Raw genomic sequence first — 20,286 nt, 5'->3', positions numbered from 1 at the left:
TCCTATGAAACCCCTCTTCTGTCTTTATTGCAAGGTTTTGTCCTGTACTAAGGAAAGGCGCATTAATAGACCTTCAAAAATCATCGCAACTATTTCAACAACAGGGAAATTTAGATCGGTATCGAAAAGTTATTAAAGAGATCGAAGAGATAGAAAAAATGCTGAGGTAGTGCTCAATACGCTTCAACCCTATTCAACTTTCGCTCATCTAGGCAAATATGCAAACAGCGGGAAAAATGATGTATTCCAAATAAAAGAATTTCCAAATCAGTTGATAGAAGTCTGTAATGGAAGTGCGATCGCTTAAATCGACCTGCAAACTCTGCCACCATAAAACCGATAAGAGAATGCTATGGCTAATGGCTAGAGCGATCGCATGGACTCCAGTAAGCCAAGGCGTGAAACTTAAAATTGCGAATCCAAGATAGAGAACAGCGAGAATTTGACGGGAGAGATTGAAGACAGTCACCTGCCCTAAAGTCAGGGTGAGCGTGGTAATCCTAAACTTGGCATCTCCTTCCGTGTCGGGCATATCCTTAAAGATCGCGATTACATAGGTAAAGATCAGCACAAATCCCGTCAGTCCCCATACAGAGCTAGGGATAGACCAGATGGAATCGAGCTTAATGGAATCGAGATTATTCGCAAATAGATGGCTGAGAACTTGTTGGAAATGTAGAAATAAGCCCAGATTAATTACAATGCCCCTCACCGTAAAGATACAAAAGGCTGCCCAAAATGGAAATCGTTTTAAGCGGATGGGTGGCAAAGAATAGATCGTACCGAGAAACAGGCTGATCAGCACTGTGGCAGCGAGAAACACCCCCTGCCAGATCGCGATCGCTACCGCCAAGATCCCCATTACAGCCACAATGGCTCTACCTGTGGGGATAGAAAAATCTCCAGAGGCTAAAGGTAAATAGGGTTTGTTGATCTTATCGATTTCGACATCTTCTAACTGGTTCAGCCCCACAATATAGACATTGCCGCACAGACAAGCGATCGCTGCCCATAGCAAACTGGGGATCGGAGCAAGGGTAAGTTCTAGTTTATAGGGTACAAGTGCGATCGCAAACAAAGCGATCGTGCTCAAGCATGTGCCAATAATGGTGTGTGGGCGACCAAACTGCCAAAACGCCCCGAGTTTTTGCGTAATTTTTTGCATGCTATAAGTTTTATCGCAATTTCGCTAGAACTGACGACAAATCCAAATTTTAGGACATTCGGGTAGGAAGTAAAATTTCCGATCTTCCCCCTTTGCAAGGGGGAATTAAAGGGGGTAAGTCCGACTTACTAGGTAGCAACAGTAGTTTCTTTGCTAGAAATATTCTTATGTCTGCGTGAGGCAAGTGGGTAAAAAACGGCATCGTAGCTTTTTATCGAAGGATTACAGGTAATTTTGCCCATTTGACCTGAAGTTAACCCAACAAAAAGAGCCTAACGAATTAGGCTCTTTAAGAAATTAATTTATGAGTTCGCGGTTAAAGATTACAGTAGGCCGATTTGGGAAAGAATTCCGTGACCGGTGATCAGCTCTGTTCCTAGACCAATTACGAAACCTAGCATCGCTAGACGACCATTCCAAGTTTCGGCGAAGTTGTTAAATCCAAACTTTGGTTCTGTGTTTTCCATGGTGTTTTGTCTCTTGTTTTGGGTTAGGTTAAGAGTTGTTTCTTAATATAAAGATAAATGTAGAAATCGAATAAGACCATCCTGCTAGAGATAGAGATAACGATTTGAGCTATTTCTTAACCAATCCAATTAGACTTATAGGAGTACCTATGGATATGCTTACAAAAATAAGTGCTAAGTTTTGATCTTATTGAGCCATAAAATTTCATGTTAGGTAAAGTCATCGGCGGACGCTACAAAATTGTTAGTCATCTCGGTAGTGGAGGGTTTGGCGAAACCTATGTGGCTGAGGACTTACAGCTACCCGATCGCGCTCGCTGTGTCGTCAAACGACTCAAGCCTGAATCTAAGGATTCATTTATCTTGCAAACGGCAAGAAGGCTGTTTGAAACCGAGGCAAAAGTTCTGCACCGCTTGGGCAAACACAACCAAATCCCTCAACTTTTGGCTCACTTTGAGGAAAACCGAGAATTTTACCTCGTCCAAGAACTCATTGATGGTCAAGATCTCGCCCAAGAATTAGGGGTGTCGCGATCGAGCTCGGGTGTCGCCAGAAATGCGATCAAGACTGAGGCGCAAGTGCTGGACTTTCTCGAAGATGTCCTACAAATTTTGGAATTTGTGCATCAGCAGGATGTGATTCACCGTGATATTAAGCCCGCCAACTTACTTAGACGAAAGAGCGACGGCAAGTTAGTACTAATTGACTTTGGGGCGGTCAAACAAATTTATACCCAGTTATCATCGCAAAACCCTCAAGCCGAGCCGACCAATATGACAGTGGCAGTGGGAACCGTTGGCTATATGCCCAACGAGCAAGCCAATGGAAAACCCAGACTGTGCAGTGATATCTATGCCGTAGGCATGATCGCAATTCAATCCCTGATCGGCATTCCCCCTAGTCAACTCCCCGAAGATCCCGCCACCAGTGAAATTGCTTGGCGACAGTCACCGCCCAACGCCAAGATTACCTACCGTGCCGAGGTGAGTCCTGAGTTGGCAAACGTACTAGACAAGATGATACGGTATGACTTTCGCCAACGCTACCAGTCCGCCTCAGAAGCTTTGGTTGATGTGCGGAAATTGCGATCGCATTTGGCTTCGACGATGATTGCAAGTAACGAGCCAAGACAGGGTAGTTCGCCCAGCCAAGCCCTTACGCAGAGCGTTAACCAACTGCCTCCTCCTCCATTACCTAATTCCAATGCAGTCGCTCCACTCGCCTTTACCGATGTGGTTGCACCCACCGTCAGAGAAGCTCCAACGAAACCGCAAAGGTCAGGCGGGGCATTTTGGGCTGGAGTCGGTTTGTTCGCACTGGTGGTTTCGGTCGGTGTTGCCGCGATCGCAATCTCTCGGTTTAGCTCTAAACCAACGCCTCAACCTCTAGCAAGTACAGAGATCAAGGTCGAGCCCAGCAAAACACCCACAACTTCTACATCAACGCCAACCCCAACTGCCACGGTCTCAAATACGCCAAGCCCCACACCCAAAAATGGTTCTATTCCTACATCCCCTACACCCAAGTACGCATTTTTATCGGAGCGACCCGTTACCGATGCTGACTTAAAAGGCAAAAGCATGGATGAACTCGATATTATGCGCAATGAAGTATATGCCCGTTATGGTCGTCGGTTTAGAGATCTAGAATTGCAGGCTTTTTTTGATGCCCAACCTTGGTATAAGCCCCGCTATTCACCCGAGGATTTTCCCCATAACATACTCACCTCGCTAGAAAAGCAGAATGTAAAAGAGATCGTTGAGTTTCAACAGCGATCGCAACAGGGACAGTTGCCCGTCGTCCCAACCACCTGTGCCTCTCCTAAACGAGTTATCGAAGATCTCGATCCACCGATTAATGTGCGTAAGGGGCCTGGTATTACCTTTCCAGTTGTCGGGAAGCTCAATAATGGTGTGGAAATATCTGTGACTACTGAGAAAAACGGATGGTTTCAAATTAGTGCGCCCTTAAATGGATGGGTTGCTGCCAATCGCACGGCATTGATTTGCCCTAAGTAACTGGATCTATATGAAAGCTAGGTTGTAAGGAATGACATCTGCAAGAAGGAGGAAACGATGGGCAAAGCATTTGTCCTCGATCGCGTCGATCGCTATCTTTTGTCTATTCCCAGCCTGTCAATCTCAAACTCAGTCTTCGGAGTCAGGCAGTAATCCCGTTCCAATGGATGTGAAATCAGAAGTTAAACCAGAAGTTAAACCTACTGCCATCAGTGCCAAACCTTCGGGCGATCCAGAACCTATGCTTGAGCGAATTCCTTCTAGTCCAGCGCAGTTGGTCGATCTCCAAGCGATCGATCCTCGCATTCGTCTAGATATACGTTATGCCACAACCAATAATTTCCTCAAGCAGAAAGTCTATCCTGTCAGCCGTTGTCTATTGCGGTGGGCAGCAGCCGAAAAGTTAATAAAGGCACAAACCGAGTTGGCTAAACAGGGTTTGGGTTTAAAGGTCTACGATTGCTATCGACCTCTGTCCGTGCAGAAACAAATGTGGCAAGTACTGCCTGACGATCGCTATGTGGCGAATCCAGCCAACGGGTCGCGGCACAATCGCGCATCAGCGGTGGATTTGACCTTGGTCGATCGCACGGGCAAAGAGTTAGAAATGCCCAGTGGGTTTGATGACTTTTCGCAGCGATCGCACTTGGGCTATCAAGGAGGGAGCCAAGCTGCACAAAAAAATCGCCGTTTGCTCGTAGACACCATGCAACGTCATGGATTTTTACCCATCCAAACGGAATGGTGGCATTTTGATGTGAAGGGCTGGCAAGATTTTCCGATCTTGGATATTCCTCTGGATGCTGCTTCCCTAACTGTGGATCGATCCAAAAACTAACCGAAAAATATTTTTTCGATCTACCCTTTTAGTTCAATTTACGCGCGATCGGCTAACTGCTACAGTTAAGTCATACTCATTGTGAGTTCATTTAAGTTCGTCTTGACCCAAAAATTATTCAAAGGAAAGTGGAGATTATGAATAGAGTTCCAGATGTCGTATTTAAAACCCGTGTAAGAGATGAGTCTATCGGAGGATCTAACCCCTTCCGTTGGCAAGACCTTACCACGCAAGATGTCTTTGCTGGCAAGCGAGTTGTTCTTTTTTCGCTACCTGGTGCCTTTACCCCCACCTGTTCTACCAGTCATTTGCCTCGCTATGAAGAGCTATATGCCGAGATGCAATCCCTAGGGGTCGATCAAGTGATCTGTTTATCGGTCAATGATGCTTTTGTAATGTACCAATGGGGTAAGCAACAGGGTGTCAAGAATGTCTTTTTACTACCAGATGGCTCAGGAGAATTTACCCGTAAGATGGGCATGTTAGTCGTTAAAGACAACCTTGGTTTTGGTATGCGCTCTTGGCGTTATTCCATGGTTGTGGATGATGGCAATATCGAAAAGCTATTTGTAGAGCCAGGGTTTTCTGATAATTGCCCCACCGACCCCTTTGAGGTGTCAGATGCAGATACCATGTTGACCTATCTCAAGTCTGTCAAAAAATAGAAATCTCTGAAAATCTTCTATAGAGGAGATTCACTAAAATATACTACTTAGCTAAGGGAGCCTAAGATGCGATCGCATCTTAGACTCCCTTAGCTGATTTCAGCTATGCAACACTGCCTTAATATTTAAAAATATTGAGGGAATAGCCGATATCCTCATGCCGACATTTACAAACTAAGCAAGCTGTGACAAGGTTTTTAATGGGTGGGCGAAGCGGAAACTTAAATCTCAATCTTGTGAACTGCGGAATTGATCGTTTTAATCAGCAAAAACCTTGCACTATGCTATAAATAACTACTTTAAGATTTGCATTGGCCTAGCCTTTCTCTGAGAGAGGGATCTCAAAGCATATAGGCAACGTTTAAATTTGAGCACTTAATTTTCTTTGCTAATCCATTAGCAACCAAAAAACTAGTTGTGTTGAGAGAGCAATTCTAAGATTTAGGTCACTTCTATCAAGAAGTTCAATGTAGTGCGATAGCAGAGTAAGACAATGGAAGATGAGAGCGATAGATTAACTGCCCCAGAGAAAAGCATACAACTTCCCAGCAATATTGTGATGCCAGAGTTTGGGGAAGTCAATGTTCGTGGCACGGGAGACGAAACCTTTGTAGAATTTACGATCTTGATGGAACCTCAGGGCAAATATGCTGAGGGATGGAGAACGGGAATCGCCCTAGATGCGAGTGCCTCCATGAAACGTTCCTATGGGCGCAAGGTGTCTGGACGTGTCGATCCTGCGGTCTTGACAAAGTACATGAAAAAAGGACTGCTCAAATCTTATATCGAAGATGGAGAACCAATCCGATGCCTACAAAAAGAGGCCTACGAGGAAATTAAACAAAAAGGCTATGTCTTTAAAACAACTCCGAATATTTTGCAACCCCTAGCCCAAGAATTTACTTCCTATTTAGCCAATAGTTTAGATGGCGTGGGTAGAACTGCTTTAATTTATTGGGGATGTGGCAAGGGTGATGAAACTCAAGCGATCGGAGAGTTTAATGCCGCCGATTGTCGCAATCTCTCTATTACTGGGCCAAGAGATATCAAGCTTGGAAACGCTACCAAGCTAATGCCTGCGATCGCTTACTTTACCGAACAATATCCAGATGCCAAGCGGGGGCTATATCTATTTATTACCGATGGTCGCATTGACGATCTAGAAGAGGTGAAGCAATATACCTTGCAGTTAGCCCACGATATTACCTCTGGTAAACGGAACTTTGTGAAGTTTATTTTAATTGGCGTGGGGGATGGAATCGATCGCTATCAATTACAGGAACTTGATGACTTTGACACAGGCACGAGTATTGATATTTGGGACTATAAGGTTGCCAATGAAATGCAAAGCTTAGTACAAATTTTTTCTGAAGTTGTAGGAGAGCAACAGATCGTAGCGGATCGAGGCGCAATCTATAGTCCTCAGGGAGAATGCGTTAAACTCTATGCGGATGGTCTACCCGCTCAAGCCAGTTTCTCGATGCCTGCTGGTTCGGAATGGTTTGAACTAGAGGTCAGTGGGAAGCGAATTCGCCAGACAATTGTCGTGGATGAGTCTATGGCGATCGTGCCCCTCCCCAAACAGACAGATATCGATTCTTCCAATAGATTTGGCTTTGGAAAACTTGGCTGTACTGGGTTGATGGCTAGTTTCCTTTTACTAGGTGGCGCGATCGCCTATGCTGTGGTCAATTTCTATTCAAGTCCAAATTTAGGCATCAATTCAAGCAAGAACCCCGACTCCAAACCCAATACAGAAATGCTCTCTGGACAAGATCGAGGTGTTGCTTCTTCTAGCCCTACAGATCTATCATCGCATCAGGCTACGAGTAAGCCATCGACACCAAATTCTGGCTCGCTGGGTCAATCTAGCGATCGCGGCGTGGTATCTCCTTCTGCAAAGGCAACGCAACCTTCGCAAAATTCCACCTCTACAACGATCGCGAAGGTTCCAAATGATGGTGACGCTGCTTTAAAGCCCTCTCCATCAACACAGGGAACAACTTCGGGTTCTAGTCCTAATGTAGGTTCAGATCGAACTTCAAATCAATCCTCGGACAAGAATAATATTCCAAATCAACGGCATAAAAGTATCACGCCTCCCCCACCAAACGCATCCTCTAATGCATCTGGGAATCAAGGAGCTAAGTCGCCAGTAACTGGAGGGGATTCAAGCAATCCAAGCGATCGCAACTTCAGCGCGCTCGTACCCGATACGCAGGTGATTATCTACTTCCCTGTGAATGAATCTAGCCTTACAGCCGCTGAATTCACCAAACTCAACGAATTTTGGAGCAAAATCAAGAACAAGAAAGGTGTGATCTCCGTGAAAGGATATACCGATTCCTACGGGGAAAATACTTATAACTTGGGACTCTCTAATGCAAGGGCAAATGAAGTGATCGATCAATTGAGAAGTATGGGTTTAACTGAAAACTATAAACTGACCCTTGAAGCATTAGGCGATTTGAACCCAATTAAGGATAACAATACCGATACTGGCAGGGCTTTTAACCGCAGAGTTGTAGTGTCTTTTAAGGCATCTTAAATTCCAAGTTTTACTAGAAGTTTCACCAAAAGTTTCACCAAAAGTTTCACCAAAAGTTTGCCAAATCTCGATTTGTCAAACCTCTACCTTGTAGTTCAATGTATGCTCGTCACCGGGCAGTCCGCGAAATCCCCAGTTGTGCTTAGGATTTTCAAAAATGGTAATTTCTAAGTCTTGCGGTGAAATTCCCAACTCTTGCTGACAATGGGTAAATAGGAGTCGCATCAGTTGTTTTTTGGCTTCTACACTGCGCCCCTCAAACATGCTAAATTCGAGAATTGTGTAGCGATCGCTGCGCCCCTGTGGGTAGAAAAAATCCTCCTTAGCAAGGGGGAAAAATCGATGAGCGCGTTTGTCGGCTGGATAGTGTAAAGCCTCCATGACACAGGCATGAATTAAATCGGAAAGCTGTTTTTTGATGGGATCTAGATGCGATCGCAAACCATAAATTTTTACTTGTGCCATAGCTCGTAGAATAAAACACGATTAAAGTCCAGGAATTTCCGAAAGTTTACCCTCTAATTCTTCTACGCTAAAATTCGTCATTTCTTTCCATTCTTCAACGGTAAAGTCATAACCTGCTTGCTGTGCCATTAGGACAAATTGCTCTAGATTTGGAGCAGCATTCAGCTTTTCTTTAAGCTCAGGGTTGGCTTGAACCGCTCGATATAATTTTGCCACTTGCTCTTTAGCCATCGTTTTCACTCCACCTTAAGCAAATTTTTATAAAATAGGGGTATGGCACTAGGCTAACAAGTTAAATCGTATTTGCGTCTAAGCTTAAGAAAATCTCAAGGGGAGACATAAGAACTTGAAATCTGCCCATCCCCAAAATTAGCGCTTCCAGCTAGCTGATTTAATCAAAATCGCAAGCAAATTGGCTTAGATATATCTACCCTTCTAAACCCTTAGGATCGTGGATTTATTAAGGTGCTGTTCTTTAGAAATAATGGGCATTCTAAAATAATGACTCTACACCATTAGAATTGCAGGTAATTTAGTTCACGATCCTTAGTGGGAGATTCTTTACGATGTCTAGAATAAATGTCTAGCAATATTAGGATCAATTCATAAATTGCCCCTAATTAATTTTGTAATAATCAAGCCAAATCTTGTTGCATTAGGCGATCGCGTCCTGAAAAGCCTTGAATTTAGGCTATTAGGTGTCTTTGGTTGCGAAAACAGCTTAATATTCTATGAGAGGTTATACCATTTTCAAAAAATGATGCGTTGCATCATTTTGAAAAGACCGCGTCCTGTGCGGAACCCAAAAATGGATCTGTCGCAAATTTAAGAGAAATTGGTATTAGGTGAGAGGTTGAGACTGTGGCTGACAAATCGCCAAATATTCTACAAAAGCTCGGTCAAAGAATTGGGAATGTCTTTAAAACGATTCTCAGCACCATTGATGGTTTGATTGGTTCGGGGTTTAACAACTTTTTATTGAAAGTTATCCCTAAGCCACTACATTTTTTAATTCCCTTCCTAAAAGATGATGTTGGGATTAAAGCACCTTCTATTAGCTCATTTAAAGGAATTGGATTACCTGAGCAAAAAGAAGCGAAAGCCCTGATCGAACAAATTGCCGTAGAGCCTCGCACAGCTTCACTTTGGCAGGTAAAACCACTCTATACAAAGTATCGCTGCATTGAAGGGAATCCCTTTCGATGCGAAGTCCCTAGAGAAACGGTGGAAGAAGATCCCAATAATCGCTACTGCCTCAAGTGTCAATTTCCCGCCATACTGCCTCCTGAAGCAAAATTAAGAGGAAGAGACGGTATTTACCAAATTGAAAATTATATTGGCTGTCGCGGGCAGGGCAGAATTTACGAAGCAACGAACTTAAATGACGGTCTATCCGTTGTGCTTAAAGAATATGTTATCCCCGATCGCGACTTTAGCCCCGATGAAACCAAGCTCTGCAAAGATAGCTTCGAGCAATTAGCAGGCATTAGCCTCGCCGATGGTAGAGTTCAAGATTTTCGCCTGATCACCCCCTCGGAAGCGATCGCCGATCCTAAAGAAGAACGTTGCTATGTAATCTCCGATCATCCTGCTGCCGATGCCCCCACGTTAGCCAGCTATCTAGCGGGTTACGGAGCGATGAATAACTGGCAGGTGCGCCAATTTCTCAGTCAAACGTTGCAAACTTTAGAATCTTTACATGGTCAGAAATACACCCTGCGATCGGGAATTGTACAACAGGGCTTACCCCACGGAAATCTTAGTTTCTATAGCTTGCTGATCAAACCCAATTTACAGGGCTTCTATATTTATTTGACTGATTTGGCACTATGGGAACATCGATTCAATTCACCCCTCGCTCAACCCGCGATCTACTCGGTCAATCGGGATTTGGAAGATTTAGGTTACATTGCTTTCTATCTATTTAGGGGTGGGATTGTCGATCTGGATAACCGCATCTATCTCGATCCCAACGTAGAAGAACACTGGATTCCCTCGGTTCAGCCTGCGCTCAAAACCTTCATCTTAAACCTAATTGGAATTGGCCCCATCAAGTATGAAAGTGCGGAAATTGCACGACGAGCGCTCTTAAAACTACCTGTGGAACGGGCGATCGATTTGCCCCCCTTGGAGGATGTAGAACCAGAGGTAAAGCCCAAAAAGAAACGTCGTTGGCTGCGCACGGCGATCGTTGCAGGATTGGTCTTGCTCTTGTTATTGCTACTGGGATGGTGGCTGAGCAACCTGCTTAAACCGCGACCTAGCCTCAGTAATGAAGCCTTACCCTGTTGTATCGAGCAAGTTTCAGGTATTCCTGCGGGTAAATTTACTTACACAGCCGAGAAAAATGCCACATGGAGCTATGTCTTACTGCAAGATAATCTCATCGCCAAGGGTACAACCTTAGAGACAGAACTGCAAAAACGTCAACCCAAGATGCAACTGAGCTTTCAACCAGTTTTGAGTGCAGTGGATGGTATTAAGAAGGTAAAAGACCAAGAGACGGAATTTTTGGTTACTAGCTTGATTGGAGACTTAGGTACGGACTTGGTTTACAAAGAGTTTGCCTACGATGGTTTGGCGGTTTTTGTGGCTTTTAGCTATGCCGATCGCGCCAAAAGTCTGCCAACTGCTTTAAAAGGACAAATTACCTTTGCGCAACTCAAACAAATTTTTACAGGACAAATCCTCAACTGGAAGCAGTTAGGCGGGCCCGATCTGCCGATTAAGCTCTATATTCCCACCGATGAAGAATCTGTGCGGATTTTTGAACAGCGAATTTTGAAGGATCGAGAAGCGATCGAGTCTTTCCGCCAAATGATCAAGCAAAATGTGCCTACCCGTAGTTTGCTCGACGACACAACGACTGAGGGCATTACGCCTTTACAGACTTTTGACACCTTTCGACAGGTAATTCGCGATTTTGAAGACCGCAATATCGGCAGTATTGCCTTTGGTTCGATTAGCAGGGTCTTTGGTCAATGCTCGGTTTATCCCCTCGCACTTGCCGATGGCAATGGCTCACCTGTTGCCCCCTTAATTAAAACCAATGGTGAACCAGTTACCCCCACTACGGATCTGTGTAATGACAAAGGCAGCTATAACCCTGATGCGATCGCTTTCGTCACACAACACTATCCCCTTTCCTATCAACTTGCTGTCGTTTATCCCAGAGATAATCGCCGCGATCCTGTAGGAGAGAGATTTGCCGCAATTTTAAAAACCGATGAAGCGCAAAAACTCTTACAGAAAACTGGATTGATACCGTTACAAGGTAAGTCAAAGTAAACGATGCGATCGGCTATGTATGCCCCATGGTTAAACTGTATCTTTTTAACCTAAGTATTTATACATATAAGAAGATTTAATCGTTAAACGGGAAGCCTCTTTACATAAGGGTATGAAGGCAATGTAAAGCCAATACCTTCATGTTTCGTAAAAAATATTTGTATATCAGAGAACTATTTAACGTATATTTACATATGAGTATTTAGACTCACAGTTAGTTCAATCCTTATGCAGCAAAAGCAAATCTTAGATCTGAGTTATCTTAGCCGTGCAAAGCAAGAACTACAGTTTCTAGATTGGATTAGCGCTGACAGGTCTTATGGTTTTAGGCTGGCATCTAAAGCGATAAGGCACTCCTAAAAAACAAATCAAATTTGGATCATTATCACTACACTATGAACGTTAAAGCACTTTTTCTAATCGCTGGTCTAGGTCTCTCTATCGGTTTGACTTCCTGCGCCACCACACCTGAAGTAACCCCATCTGCCCCTGCAACCGCAAAGCCTTCTGCTTCTGCAACTCCTGAAGCTAAGCCATCGGCTAAGTCTGATGCTAAACCAGATGCTATGAAGAAAGATGGCGATACTAAGCCAGATGCTATGAAGAAAGATGGCGATGCTAAGCCTGCTGATACCACCAAGTCTGATGCGAAACCAGATGCAATGGGCAAGCCTGCTGATGCCAAGACTGATGCAAAGCCAGCCGATACCACCAAGCCTGCTGATGCTAAGCCAGATGCAATGGGCAAGCCTGCTGATGATGCCAAGAAGCCTCAGTAGTTTGTAATATTTTGAATTTTTCAGAACTTCAGCTTTAGAAGCTAAGTTTCTGAATCCTCAAAAGCCACCCTGCGATCGCGGGGTGGCTTTTCCATTGTTAAAGAGATTTAGCCGCTCAAATTTCGCAAAAAAAACCTTACAAACCCACAAAGATTGTCCCAGAAGGATCCCAAATGATTCTTTCTTCTGCATAGAATCATAGGGAACATGCCCCTACACAAATCAAAGGATTGTGATAGAGGGATTGTAGGATAGATTAAGGAATAGAAAAGTAACCGCAACATGGCATGAAAAACTATCTGTGGAAAATAAAGTAACACCGCCAAAACCCAAACCAATTCCCGTACAGGCGCTGCCTGCCAAAATATTTCACTGGGTTAACTTTGTCAGCCTGTTTTTGATGATTACTAGTGGTTTACAAATCTACAACGCCAACCCTGTATTTGGTGGTCGTTCTGGACTTCAATTCCCCCCATTCTTGTTATTGGGGGGCTGGTTAGCAGGTGGGAGGCATTGGCACTTTGCCGCCATGTGGATATTTTGTCTCAATCTCGTCTGGTATGGCATCTATATACTCGTGACCCAGCGTTGGAAACACCGTTTTGCGAGCAATAAGGATGTCAAGGCATTAGCTGTGAGTCAAAACTCAAAGCGGAAAAACTATGCTTGGCATCGCTTGATTTACACATTGATTCTACCGATTTTACTTTTAGCGATCTTTACTGGCGTTGGTATGTATAAACCCGCTCAGTTTTATTGGATTGCCGAATTTTTTGGTGGTTGGGAAGCTTTACGGATTATGCACTTTATCACTGTCCCGATCGCAATTTTATTCGCAATATTGCATTCGCAACTCGGTCGTAAAGTCGGCGGCGATCGCTTGACAGACTCTATGTTTTGGTGGGAATAACCGATGTCAAACACAAATGAGGAATTTGAGCTAGAGGAACCCTTGCCGCGCCGACGCTTTATGCTTTTGGGTGGTGCAGGACTTGTGACGATTGGTTTAGGTGCTTTTACAGAAGGATTAGTAGGCAAGGCAACAGAACCGCTCAACCAGCAAGTAGAATCTTTAATTTTCAATCCGCAAAAGCCCGTACCAGAATTTGCCCTGACTGCGATCGAACCTGAGAAGTTACTGATCAATTCCTTTCGCGGTACGCCCAAGATCGATCCTGTTACCTATCGACTGGCGATCGCTGGTGCGGTGGATCGTCCCTTGAGCCTGAGTATGGCAGAAATCCAAAAATTACCCCTGACTGCGATGGTGATTCGCCATGTTTGTGTAGAGGGTTGGGCGGCGATCGTGCAGTGGGCAGGTGTGAGACTCGCCGATCTGATCGGCTTGGCGCAACCAAAATCGCAGGCGCGTTATGTCTATTTTGAGTCTGCGGATGGCTATTACGAAAGCTGGGATCTTGCCTCAGCGATGCATCCTCAGACATTGATGGCTTATCAAAAAAATGGTCAGCCCCTAGAGCCTGCCTATGGTGCGCCCTTGCGTTTGGCATCTCCGATCAAACTGGGCTATAAGCAAAGTAAATGGGTGACAAGCATCATTCTCACCAATGAGCTGCTCCCGCGCAAAGGCTATTGGGAAGACATTGGCTATGAATGGTTTGCAGGACTTTAATTTACTTAAAAATATACTCAAAGAATTTGGGAAACAGCGATCGCTTTGTGGATGTCATTTTTGCGAACCGTAAACTTGTGTTAAGATTCATTGCAATAGGTTGAGGTGATTTGTCTCAACACAAGGCAAGCACTATGGCTCCAATTTTTAGACCCGAATTCAACCACTTTCAAACCATTACTGCTACCCAAGCTTGGTCGCTGTTTCTCTCAGCTTGCAAACACGATCGCCTTTTAGGTTCTAACCCTATGACTGGAAAATATTACACAGTTGGTCTTTTGAGCGCAGCGATCGCCTGCGTACTCGAAATCATCGTTTCTCTGCCTGTTTGATTGCTAGAGCGAGCCTTTATTGCTCGTGAGCTGAAAGCCATTGCAGTTAAGATGCCTACGCTATAAATAAATAACTCAGCTAGGCTTTTTATAGGAATTCTAACTGAGTTGTATTTGGGTTTCAGTACCACTCAGCGCCCGTGGAAAGCAAGCCGAGTTGCTGGATCCCCCTTGGAAAAGGGGGACAAATGAGTTCTCCCCCTTTTTTCAAGGGGGGCTGGGGGGGATCCTTGGGATGTATAGCGTTTCAGGTTTTTTTATCCCGAACTTACATTAATTGCTTAAGCAGTTTGCGCAAGCGGGAAAGATCTAGCATCCTTTGGTTTTACAAATACATCCTGCTTGGGCTTTAAATCTAGGCGATCGAACTGTTCACGGGATAGATGAGCGTTAATTGTGTTGCCATCGCCAAAATCTAACTCTGCTTGCACTTCCCAGCCCAAATGAATCAGTCGAGATACCTTAGCAGGTGCGGTAGTGCTATCTCCCTCGGTTTGAATTTCTACATCACGGGGACGCAGGTAAACTTGAGGATGCGTTGCATCAATAGCACTGCTCTGAAAGAGTCGAGCATCACTGGGTAAAACATTCACAGGCCCAATAAAGCTCATCACAAAAGGTGTGGCGGGGCGATCGTAGACCTCTGCTGGAGAGCCGATTTGCTCGATTCTGCCCTTATTCATGACTACAATTTTGTCCGAGACTTCCATCGCCTCTTCTTGGTCGTGGGTAACAAACACGGTGGTGACATGCACTTCATCATGCAGACGACGCAACCAAGCTCTCAAATCTTTACGCACCTTGGCATCCAACGCGCCAAAGGGCTCATCTAAAAGCAGAACCTGTGGCTCAACCGCTAAAGCTCTGGCTAAGGCGACCCGCTGTCTTTGTCCGCCTGAAAGTTGGGAAGGAAAGCGATCGCCGAGTCCCTTTAATTGAATGAGCTCTAATAACTCATCCACACGAGCTTTAACTTTGCGTTTATCCCCTTTACGAATTTCTAAGCCAAACCCAATGTTTTGCCGCACGGTTAAATGCTTAAACAGGGCATAGTGCTGAAACACAAAACCGATCTTTCGCTGCTGCACGGTTTCGTGAGTCGCATCTCGCCCCGTTAGATAAATCTTGCCCGAGTCTGGCAGTTCTAAACCAGCGATTAAGCGGAGTAGCGAAGATTTCCCCGAACCAGATGGTCCCAAAAGTGCCACCAGCGATCCAGTTTCTACCTCTAGACTGACATTATCTACAGCTAAAAAATCTCCGAATTGTTTAGATGCATTTTCAACCTGAATACCCACGGGCTATTTCTCCTTCTACGACTTCTACGACACGATCGAACGCATATTATTCAAAATACACTAATCTTTAGTGTTTACCGTAGTTTTATATACTACTTTTTAAATCAGCAATAAACTACTTTTAAAATGGACAGGTTACAGGTATCATACATAAAATACGGTATACCCACCAAATTACCGTAGAATCCCCAAAACATTCAAAGAAATTCACACAGCAAAAAAGAGCGATAAGGTAATGAGTAAGTGGAGATACGACCGCAAGCCAAAAGGTTCATTGGTTGAGTCGGTTATGCATTTTGTTTTAAATGTAGGACAGAGATTTCTATATCAAGTTGGGCAACTGTTTGGATCGACCAATCAGTTGGGTCTAAGAGCGTTACGTAGCTATATGGCTTTATTTTTAGTAGGCGTGAGCTTAACCCTCGCGATCGCTGCCTGCGCCCCCACACCCGATGCCACAAAAAACACCCCAGCAACAACGGGTGGCACAACACTCTCTACACAAGCAGCACCTAAAGGTGAAGCCAAAAAAGATGTAGAGCTAACCTTGGTTTCCTTTGCTGTGACTAAGCAAGCTCACGAGGCAATCATTCCAAAATTTGTGGAGAAGTGGCAAAAAGAACAAAACCAAAAAGTCACCTTTAAACAAAGCTATGGTGGTTCTGGGTCTCAAACCCGTGCTGTCATCGATGGACTGGAAGCTGACATTGTTCACCTCGCACTTGCCGCTGATACCGATAAAATTGAAAAAGCAGGACTGATCGATAAGGGCTGGGAAAAGGAATATCCTAACGATTCAATTGTCTCTAAGTCAGTTGCTGCCCTCGTAACCCGTGATGGCAACCCTAAAAATATCAAAGACTGGTCAGACTTAGAAAAAGATGGCGTAAGCTTAATTACTGCTGACCCTAAAACTTCAGGCGTAGCTCGTTGGAACTTCCTTGCTCTATGGAATGCTGCTGTTAAGAAAGGTGGTAGCGATGCTAAGGCTCAGGAAGCACTCGTTAAAGTCTTTAAAAACGTACCAATCTTGACTAAAGATGCTCGTGAGGCTACTGACGCTTTCTTTAAGCAAGGTCAAGGCGATGCTTTGATCAACTATGAAAATGAGATTATTTTAGCTGGCAAGAAAGGACAAAAAGTTACCTATACTATCCCCGATGTGAATATTTCCATCGACAACCCGATCGCTATTGTTGATAAAAACGTAGCCAAGCATGGTACAAAGGAAGCGGCCGAAGCCTTTGTGAAATACCTATACACGACTGAAGCGCAAACTGAATTTGCAAAACTTGGCTTCCGTCCCGTTGACGAAACTGTTGCTAAGGAAAAGCAATTTGCAGATCAGTTCCCAGTTGTTAAAGAGCTTGCTACAGTTAAAGATTTAGGTGGCTGGAACGAAATCAACAAGAAATTCTTTGCCGATGGCGCAGCCTTTGACCAAATTCAAGCTCAAATCAAGCGCTAAAAATTACTAGAAGTTAGACAGTTTAACTATCAAACAAGGGGCTTCAGCCCCTTGTTTGATATACCCCAAGCCTTTTGAAATTAAAGACAATATGGTAACGACAACCCCTTCATCGCCGACTGATAAAAAGCGATCGGAACCGAACCTTATCCTCAAGCTCTTCGCCAAAATTCCTTGGACATGGGTAATTACCTTTACCTATCTCGCCTTTCTCCTGATTTTGCCGATCGCCGCCATGATCACCAAAGCGGTTAGTGAGCCATTCGGGAGTTTCTGGAAAACTGCCACAGCGCCCCTTGCTCTATCTAGCTATGAGATTACCTTTGTAACTGCCTTTGCTGCTGCCGCCGTTAATGGGATCTTTGGCACTCTCATTGCTTGGGTCATTGTGCGCTACAACTTTTTTGGCAAGCGATTTCTCGAAGCCGTAGTTGATTTCCCCTTTGCCTTACCTACTGCCGTAGCAGGTTTGACCTTAGCGACGGTTTACAGTGAAAAGGGCTGGCTTGGTTCATTGGTTGCACCTTTTGGCATTAAAATCGCCTTCACTCGTATTGGTGTGTTCATTGCGATGGTCTTTATCTCTCTACCCTTTGTTGTGCGGACTGTGCAGCCCGTACTATTGGAACTAGAAAAAGAAATGGAAGAAGCTGCATGGTCATTAGGTGCATCTAAACTTCAAACCTTTTTGCAGGTGCTTTTACCACCACTTACACCTTCAATTTTGACGGGTATAGCACTGGGTTTCTCCCGTGCAGTCGGTGAATATGGCTCCACTGTAATTATTGCTTCTAATACTCCTTTTAAGGATCTGATCACCCCGATTCTGATCTTTCAACGCCTAGAGCAGTATGACTATGTAGGCGCAACGGTGATCGGTGTAGTGATGTTAGGAATCTCCTTTGTGAGCCTCCTTGCAATTAACCTCTTACAAGCATGGAGTAAGCGATATGGCTAATCTAAACACTTCTACGGGAAATTATCCACAAAGCTCACCCGAAGAAACCCCATTCAAAGAGAAGAAAAGCTTTGCCCCTGCGATTTTAATTACGATCGCTTTTCTTTATCTGGGACTAGTTTTGTTTATCCCTGCGGCAAACGTCTTTTTCCAAGCCTTTTCTAAGGGGCTTGAGCCGCTGCTATCAGCGTTCAAACGCGAAGATTTTCAAACAGCGATTAAGCTTACCCTTAGTTTAGCGGCGGTCGCTTTACCCCTCAATACAATCTTTGGACTGAGTGCGGCTTGGGCGATCGCCCGCAATAAATTTCCCGGCAAAGCTTTATTACTGAGTATCATCGATCTTCCATTCTCGATATCGCCAGTAGTTGCAGGTTTGATGATCGTCTTGCTCTATGGTCGTCTAGGTTGGTTTGGCTCTTATCTTGAAGCCAATAACATCAAAATCATCTTTGCCTTCCCTGGAATGTTGCTGGCTACTATCTTTGTGAGTATGCCTTTCATTGCCCGTGAAGTAATTCCCGTTTTAGATGAAATGGGAGCCGATCAAGAAGAAGCTGCCCGTACCCTCGGTGCAAGCGATTGGCAAATTTTCTGGAGAGTCGTTGTGCCAAATATTCGCTGGGGATTACTCTATGGCTTGGTGTTAACCAACGCTAGAGCCATGGGTGAGTTTGGTGCTGTATCTGTCGTTTCAGGTAATATTGCCGCCCGAACCCAGAGCTTACCTCTATTTGTAGAAGAATCTTACAAAAACTATGAAAATGAGGTTGCTTATTCCGCTGCTGTGCTTTTAGCTCTATTAGCAGTAGTTACGCTGATTCTTAAAGAAATTTTAGAACGTAAAGGCGATATCAAAAAGAAACATTAGGAACTTCCAATTGGAGGATGTCATGACTCAAAACAGTCATAATTCTGAATCAACTTCTTCTAGCGAATCACATCCAGATTTACTAGTAATTGACGATCCAAGCACCCCTGAAGATCGAAGACTGACGCATAAACGTATCTGGTTACGCATTCCCAAGCTTTATCAGAAAGAACCTGTGATTTCTAAATTGGTCTCACAGCATGGAATAACCGTGAATATTAATTCAGCTTTACTTAGTTCTGAATCGAAGTCAGATGGTTGGTTTGAATTGGAGCTGCGAGGTACGGCTCAGCAGATTGACAGTGCGATCGTCTATGCCAATGAGTTAGGAATTGAAACGGTTCCAGATCTTGGCGATCGCGATGAAGGGTGGTGACATTCTCCCCTTGTTTTTTCTCAACGGAATTTCGTTCTTTAGATGACAGCTCTGATACCCCCTTCACAAGTGAAGGGGGTATTTCAATTTCTTGAGATATTCCATTCTGTGTGGGACTAAACAACCGATTTCGGGTGAGTTTGCGTGAGATTTGAAGCGTATTCTAGTGAAATTAGTATTAATTGACTAAATGTGACTTTCTATACCAGAATTTTGAAGATAATGCTTTTGAAATCATGTCAAACCATGTAGACGTTTATTCAAGTTTTCGGGAACATTATCAAAAGTCTAGATGTCATTGGTAGAAATTTTAGTTTTTTCAGAGTGATTCTTTGTCTAAAGCGCTTTGGGAATAGTGGAATTTTCTGGACAATGTAGTTGCAGCGTTTGTTTGATGGTGTTGGGGTCTCCTTATATTCCTCAACTTTGTCTTCTTGTATGTCTAGCATCTGGGCTTTTTGTGTGAAGGAGTTTAAATAAGGAAGTTGAAAAAATGAGATTAAGTCACAAACATAATGCACCCATATCGTCAGGGGTGATTTTGGCATTACTGAGCTGGTTATCTCTAGGTGCCTTCGCATCTCAAGCGATCGCAGAACCAGCTACTCCGAAAGATACGACAACAACCTTAGCAAGTACACCTGCTAGCAATACGAGTACGTTGGCAACAACTACAGATAGCCAACCTAGTGTTAGTGAAACACTAAAAGATATCCGAGACTTATCACAAGGTAGACCCACTGAGGCATCAACAAGTTCCTTACCCGTTCCAAATTCAGACCCTGGAAAGGTTGACTCAGATGCCCTCCCTAAAACACCTACCAGTCAGACAATTGACCAAATCCGAGACCTTAACCCTGCAACGAAAAAAGCACAGGTAACCTCTGTATCTCAGCTCTCAGATGTCCGACCAACTGACTGGGCATTTACAGCGTTGCAATCTCTTGTAGAACGCTATGGCTGTATTGCTGGGTATCCAGACCGTACTTTTCGCGGTCAGCGTGCCATGACTCGTTATGAGTTTGCCGCTGGTTTGAATGCTTGTTTAGACAAAATCAATGAAGGGCACCTCTAAAAATCAGTCAGAGACGAAAAACGAAAATAAAAAGAGAGAAG

General features: G+C 44.2%; 18 protein-coding genes and 1 pseudogene. 14 read left to right on the top strand and 5 right to left on the bottom strand.

All coding sequences use genetic code 11. From position 1 onward, the window contains the following. Positions 1-208: 208 nt before the first annotated feature. Both V2H45_RS19335 and V2H45_RS25685 read right to left on the bottom strand, forming a co-directional pair. Entirely contained in the window at positions 209-1,165 is a 957-nt protein-coding gene (locus V2H45_RS19335; protein WP_330485317.1) for a homogentisate phytyltransferase, read from the bottom strand. A 323-nt stretch (positions 1,166-1,488) separates the two neighbouring features. Beyond that, positions 1,489-1,632, bottom strand: a complete 144-nt coding sequence (locus V2H45_RS25685; RefSeq protein WP_408648834.1) for a high light inducible protein — start codon at positions 1,630-1,632, stop codon at positions 1,489-1,491. 207 nt (positions 1,633-1,839) lie between these two features. Here V2H45_RS25685 and V2H45_RS19330 point away from each other — a divergent pair, with 207 nt between their 5' ends. From V2H45_RS19330 to V2H45_RS19315, 4 genes are all read left to right on the top strand, one after another. Further along, positions 1,840-3,651, top strand: a complete 1,812-nt coding sequence (locus V2H45_RS19330) for a protein kinase domain-containing protein (protein WP_330485316.1) — start codon at positions 1,840-1,842, stop codon at positions 3,649-3,651. Between the two features lie 31 nt (positions 3,652-3,682). Beyond that, positions 3,683-4,489, top strand: coding sequence for a D-alanyl-D-alanine dipeptidase (ddpX, locus tag V2H45_RS19325; protein ID WP_330485315.1), 807 nt, complete (start codon positions 3,683-3,685; stop codon positions 4,487-4,489). Between the two features lie 137 nt (positions 4,490-4,626). After that, entirely contained in the window at positions 4,627-5,154 is a 528-nt protein-coding gene (locus V2H45_RS19320; RefSeq protein WP_330485314.1) for a peroxiredoxin, read from the top strand. 493 nt (positions 5,155-5,647) lie between these two features. Then, entirely contained in the window at positions 5,648-7,702 is a 2,055-nt protein-coding gene (locus V2H45_RS19315) for an OmpA family protein (protein ID WP_330485313.1), read from the top strand. Positions 7,703-7,777: 75 nt separating this feature from the next. Here V2H45_RS19315 and V2H45_RS19310 read toward each other — a convergent pair whose 3' ends face one another. Both V2H45_RS19310 and V2H45_RS19305 read right to left on the bottom strand, forming a co-directional pair. Next, positions 7,778-8,167: a tautomerase family protein gene (locus V2H45_RS19310; protein ID WP_330485312.1), complete on the bottom strand. Its 390-nt coding sequence runs from the start codon at positions 8,165-8,167 to the stop codon at positions 7,778-7,780. Positions 8,168-8,188: 21 nt separating this feature from the next. After that, entirely contained in the window at positions 8,189-8,398 is a 210-nt protein-coding gene (locus V2H45_RS19305; protein ID WP_330485311.1) for a Nif11-like leader peptide family natural product precursor, read from the bottom strand. 630 nt (positions 8,399-9,028) lie between these two features. Between V2H45_RS19305 and V2H45_RS19300 the strand changes: the two genes are divergently transcribed. The 5 genes from V2H45_RS19300 (at position 9,029) to V2H45_RS19280 (ending at position 14,199) form a co-directional block, all read left to right on the top strand. After that, positions 9,029-11,455, top strand: a complete 2,427-nt coding sequence (locus V2H45_RS19300) for a substrate-binding domain-containing protein (protein ID WP_330485310.1) — start codon at positions 9,029-9,031, stop codon at positions 11,453-11,455. Positions 11,456-11,850: 395 nt separating this feature from the next. Then, positions 11,851-12,234, top strand: coding sequence for a hypothetical protein (locus V2H45_RS19295; RefSeq protein ID WP_330485309.1), 384 nt, complete (start codon positions 11,851-11,853; stop codon positions 12,232-12,234). Positions 12,235-12,535: 301 nt separating this feature from the next. Next, positions 12,536-13,144, top strand: coding sequence for a cytochrome b/b6 domain-containing protein (locus V2H45_RS19290; RefSeq protein WP_330485308.1), 609 nt, complete (start codon positions 12,536-12,538; stop codon positions 13,142-13,144). A 3-nt stretch (positions 13,145-13,147) separates the two neighbouring features. Continuing rightward, positions 13,148-13,867, top strand: a complete 720-nt coding sequence (locus tag V2H45_RS19285; RefSeq protein ID WP_330485307.1) for a molybdopterin-dependent oxidoreductase — start codon at positions 13,148-13,150, stop codon at positions 13,865-13,867. Positions 13,868-14,001: 134 nt separating this feature from the next. Continuing rightward, complete coding sequence (locus V2H45_RS19280) at positions 14,002-14,199, top strand: hypothetical protein (RefSeq protein WP_330485306.1); 198 nt, start codon at positions 14,002-14,004, stop codon at positions 14,197-14,199. A gap of 281 nt (positions 14,200-14,480) precedes the next feature. On the opposite strand, the gene V2H45_RS19275 is transcribed toward V2H45_RS19280, so the two are convergent. Beyond that, positions 14,481-15,497, bottom strand: a complete 1,017-nt coding sequence (locus V2H45_RS19275) for a sulfate/molybdate ABC transporter ATP-binding protein (RefSeq protein WP_330485305.1) — start codon at positions 15,495-15,497, stop codon at positions 14,481-14,483. 289 nt (positions 15,498-15,786) lie between these two features. Here V2H45_RS19275 and V2H45_RS19270 point away from each other — a divergent pair, with 289 nt between their 5' ends. From V2H45_RS19270 to V2H45_RS19250, 5 genes and pseudogenes are all read left to right on the top strand, one after another. Further along, positions 15,787-16,965, top strand: a complete 1,179-nt coding sequence (locus V2H45_RS19270) for a sulfate ABC transporter substrate-binding protein (protein ID WP_408648835.1) — start codon at positions 15,787-15,789, stop codon at positions 16,963-16,965. A 91-nt stretch (positions 16,966-17,056) separates the two neighbouring features. Continuing rightward, positions 17,057-17,923, top strand: coding sequence for a sulfate ABC transporter permease subunit CysT (gene cysT, locus V2H45_RS19265; RefSeq protein WP_330485303.1), 867 nt, complete (start codon positions 17,057-17,059; stop codon positions 17,921-17,923). Continuing rightward, positions 17,916-18,794 (top strand): sulfate ABC transporter permease subunit CysW, encoded by an 879-nt coding sequence (gene cysW, locus V2H45_RS19260; protein ID WP_330485302.1) that lies wholly within the window; start codon positions 17,916-17,918, stop codon positions 18,792-18,794. The genes cysT and cysW overlap by 8 nt, the downstream gene beginning before the upstream one ends. 22 nt (positions 18,795-18,816) lie before the next feature. Beyond that, positions 18,817-19,170, top strand: a complete 354-nt coding sequence (locus V2H45_RS19255; RefSeq protein ID WP_330485301.1) for an NIL domain-containing protein — start codon at positions 18,817-18,819, stop codon at positions 19,168-19,170. A 712-nt stretch (positions 19,171-19,882) separates the two neighbouring features. Further along, positions 19,883-20,233: pseudogene (locus V2H45_RS19250) on the top strand (iron uptake porin); the annotation flags it as partial. Between the last annotated feature and the right edge of the window lie 53 nt (positions 20,234-20,286).

This window comes from Tumidithrix elongata BACA0141 (assembly GCF_036349135.1).
In the GTDB taxonomy this organism is placed as follows: Bacteria; Cyanobacteriota; Cyanobacteriia; order Pseudanabaenales; family Pseudanabaenaceae; genus Tumidithrix; species Tumidithrix elongata.
Note: the sequence above shows the minus strand (reverse complement) of the source record. Positions and strands in the feature narration are given on the sequence as shown.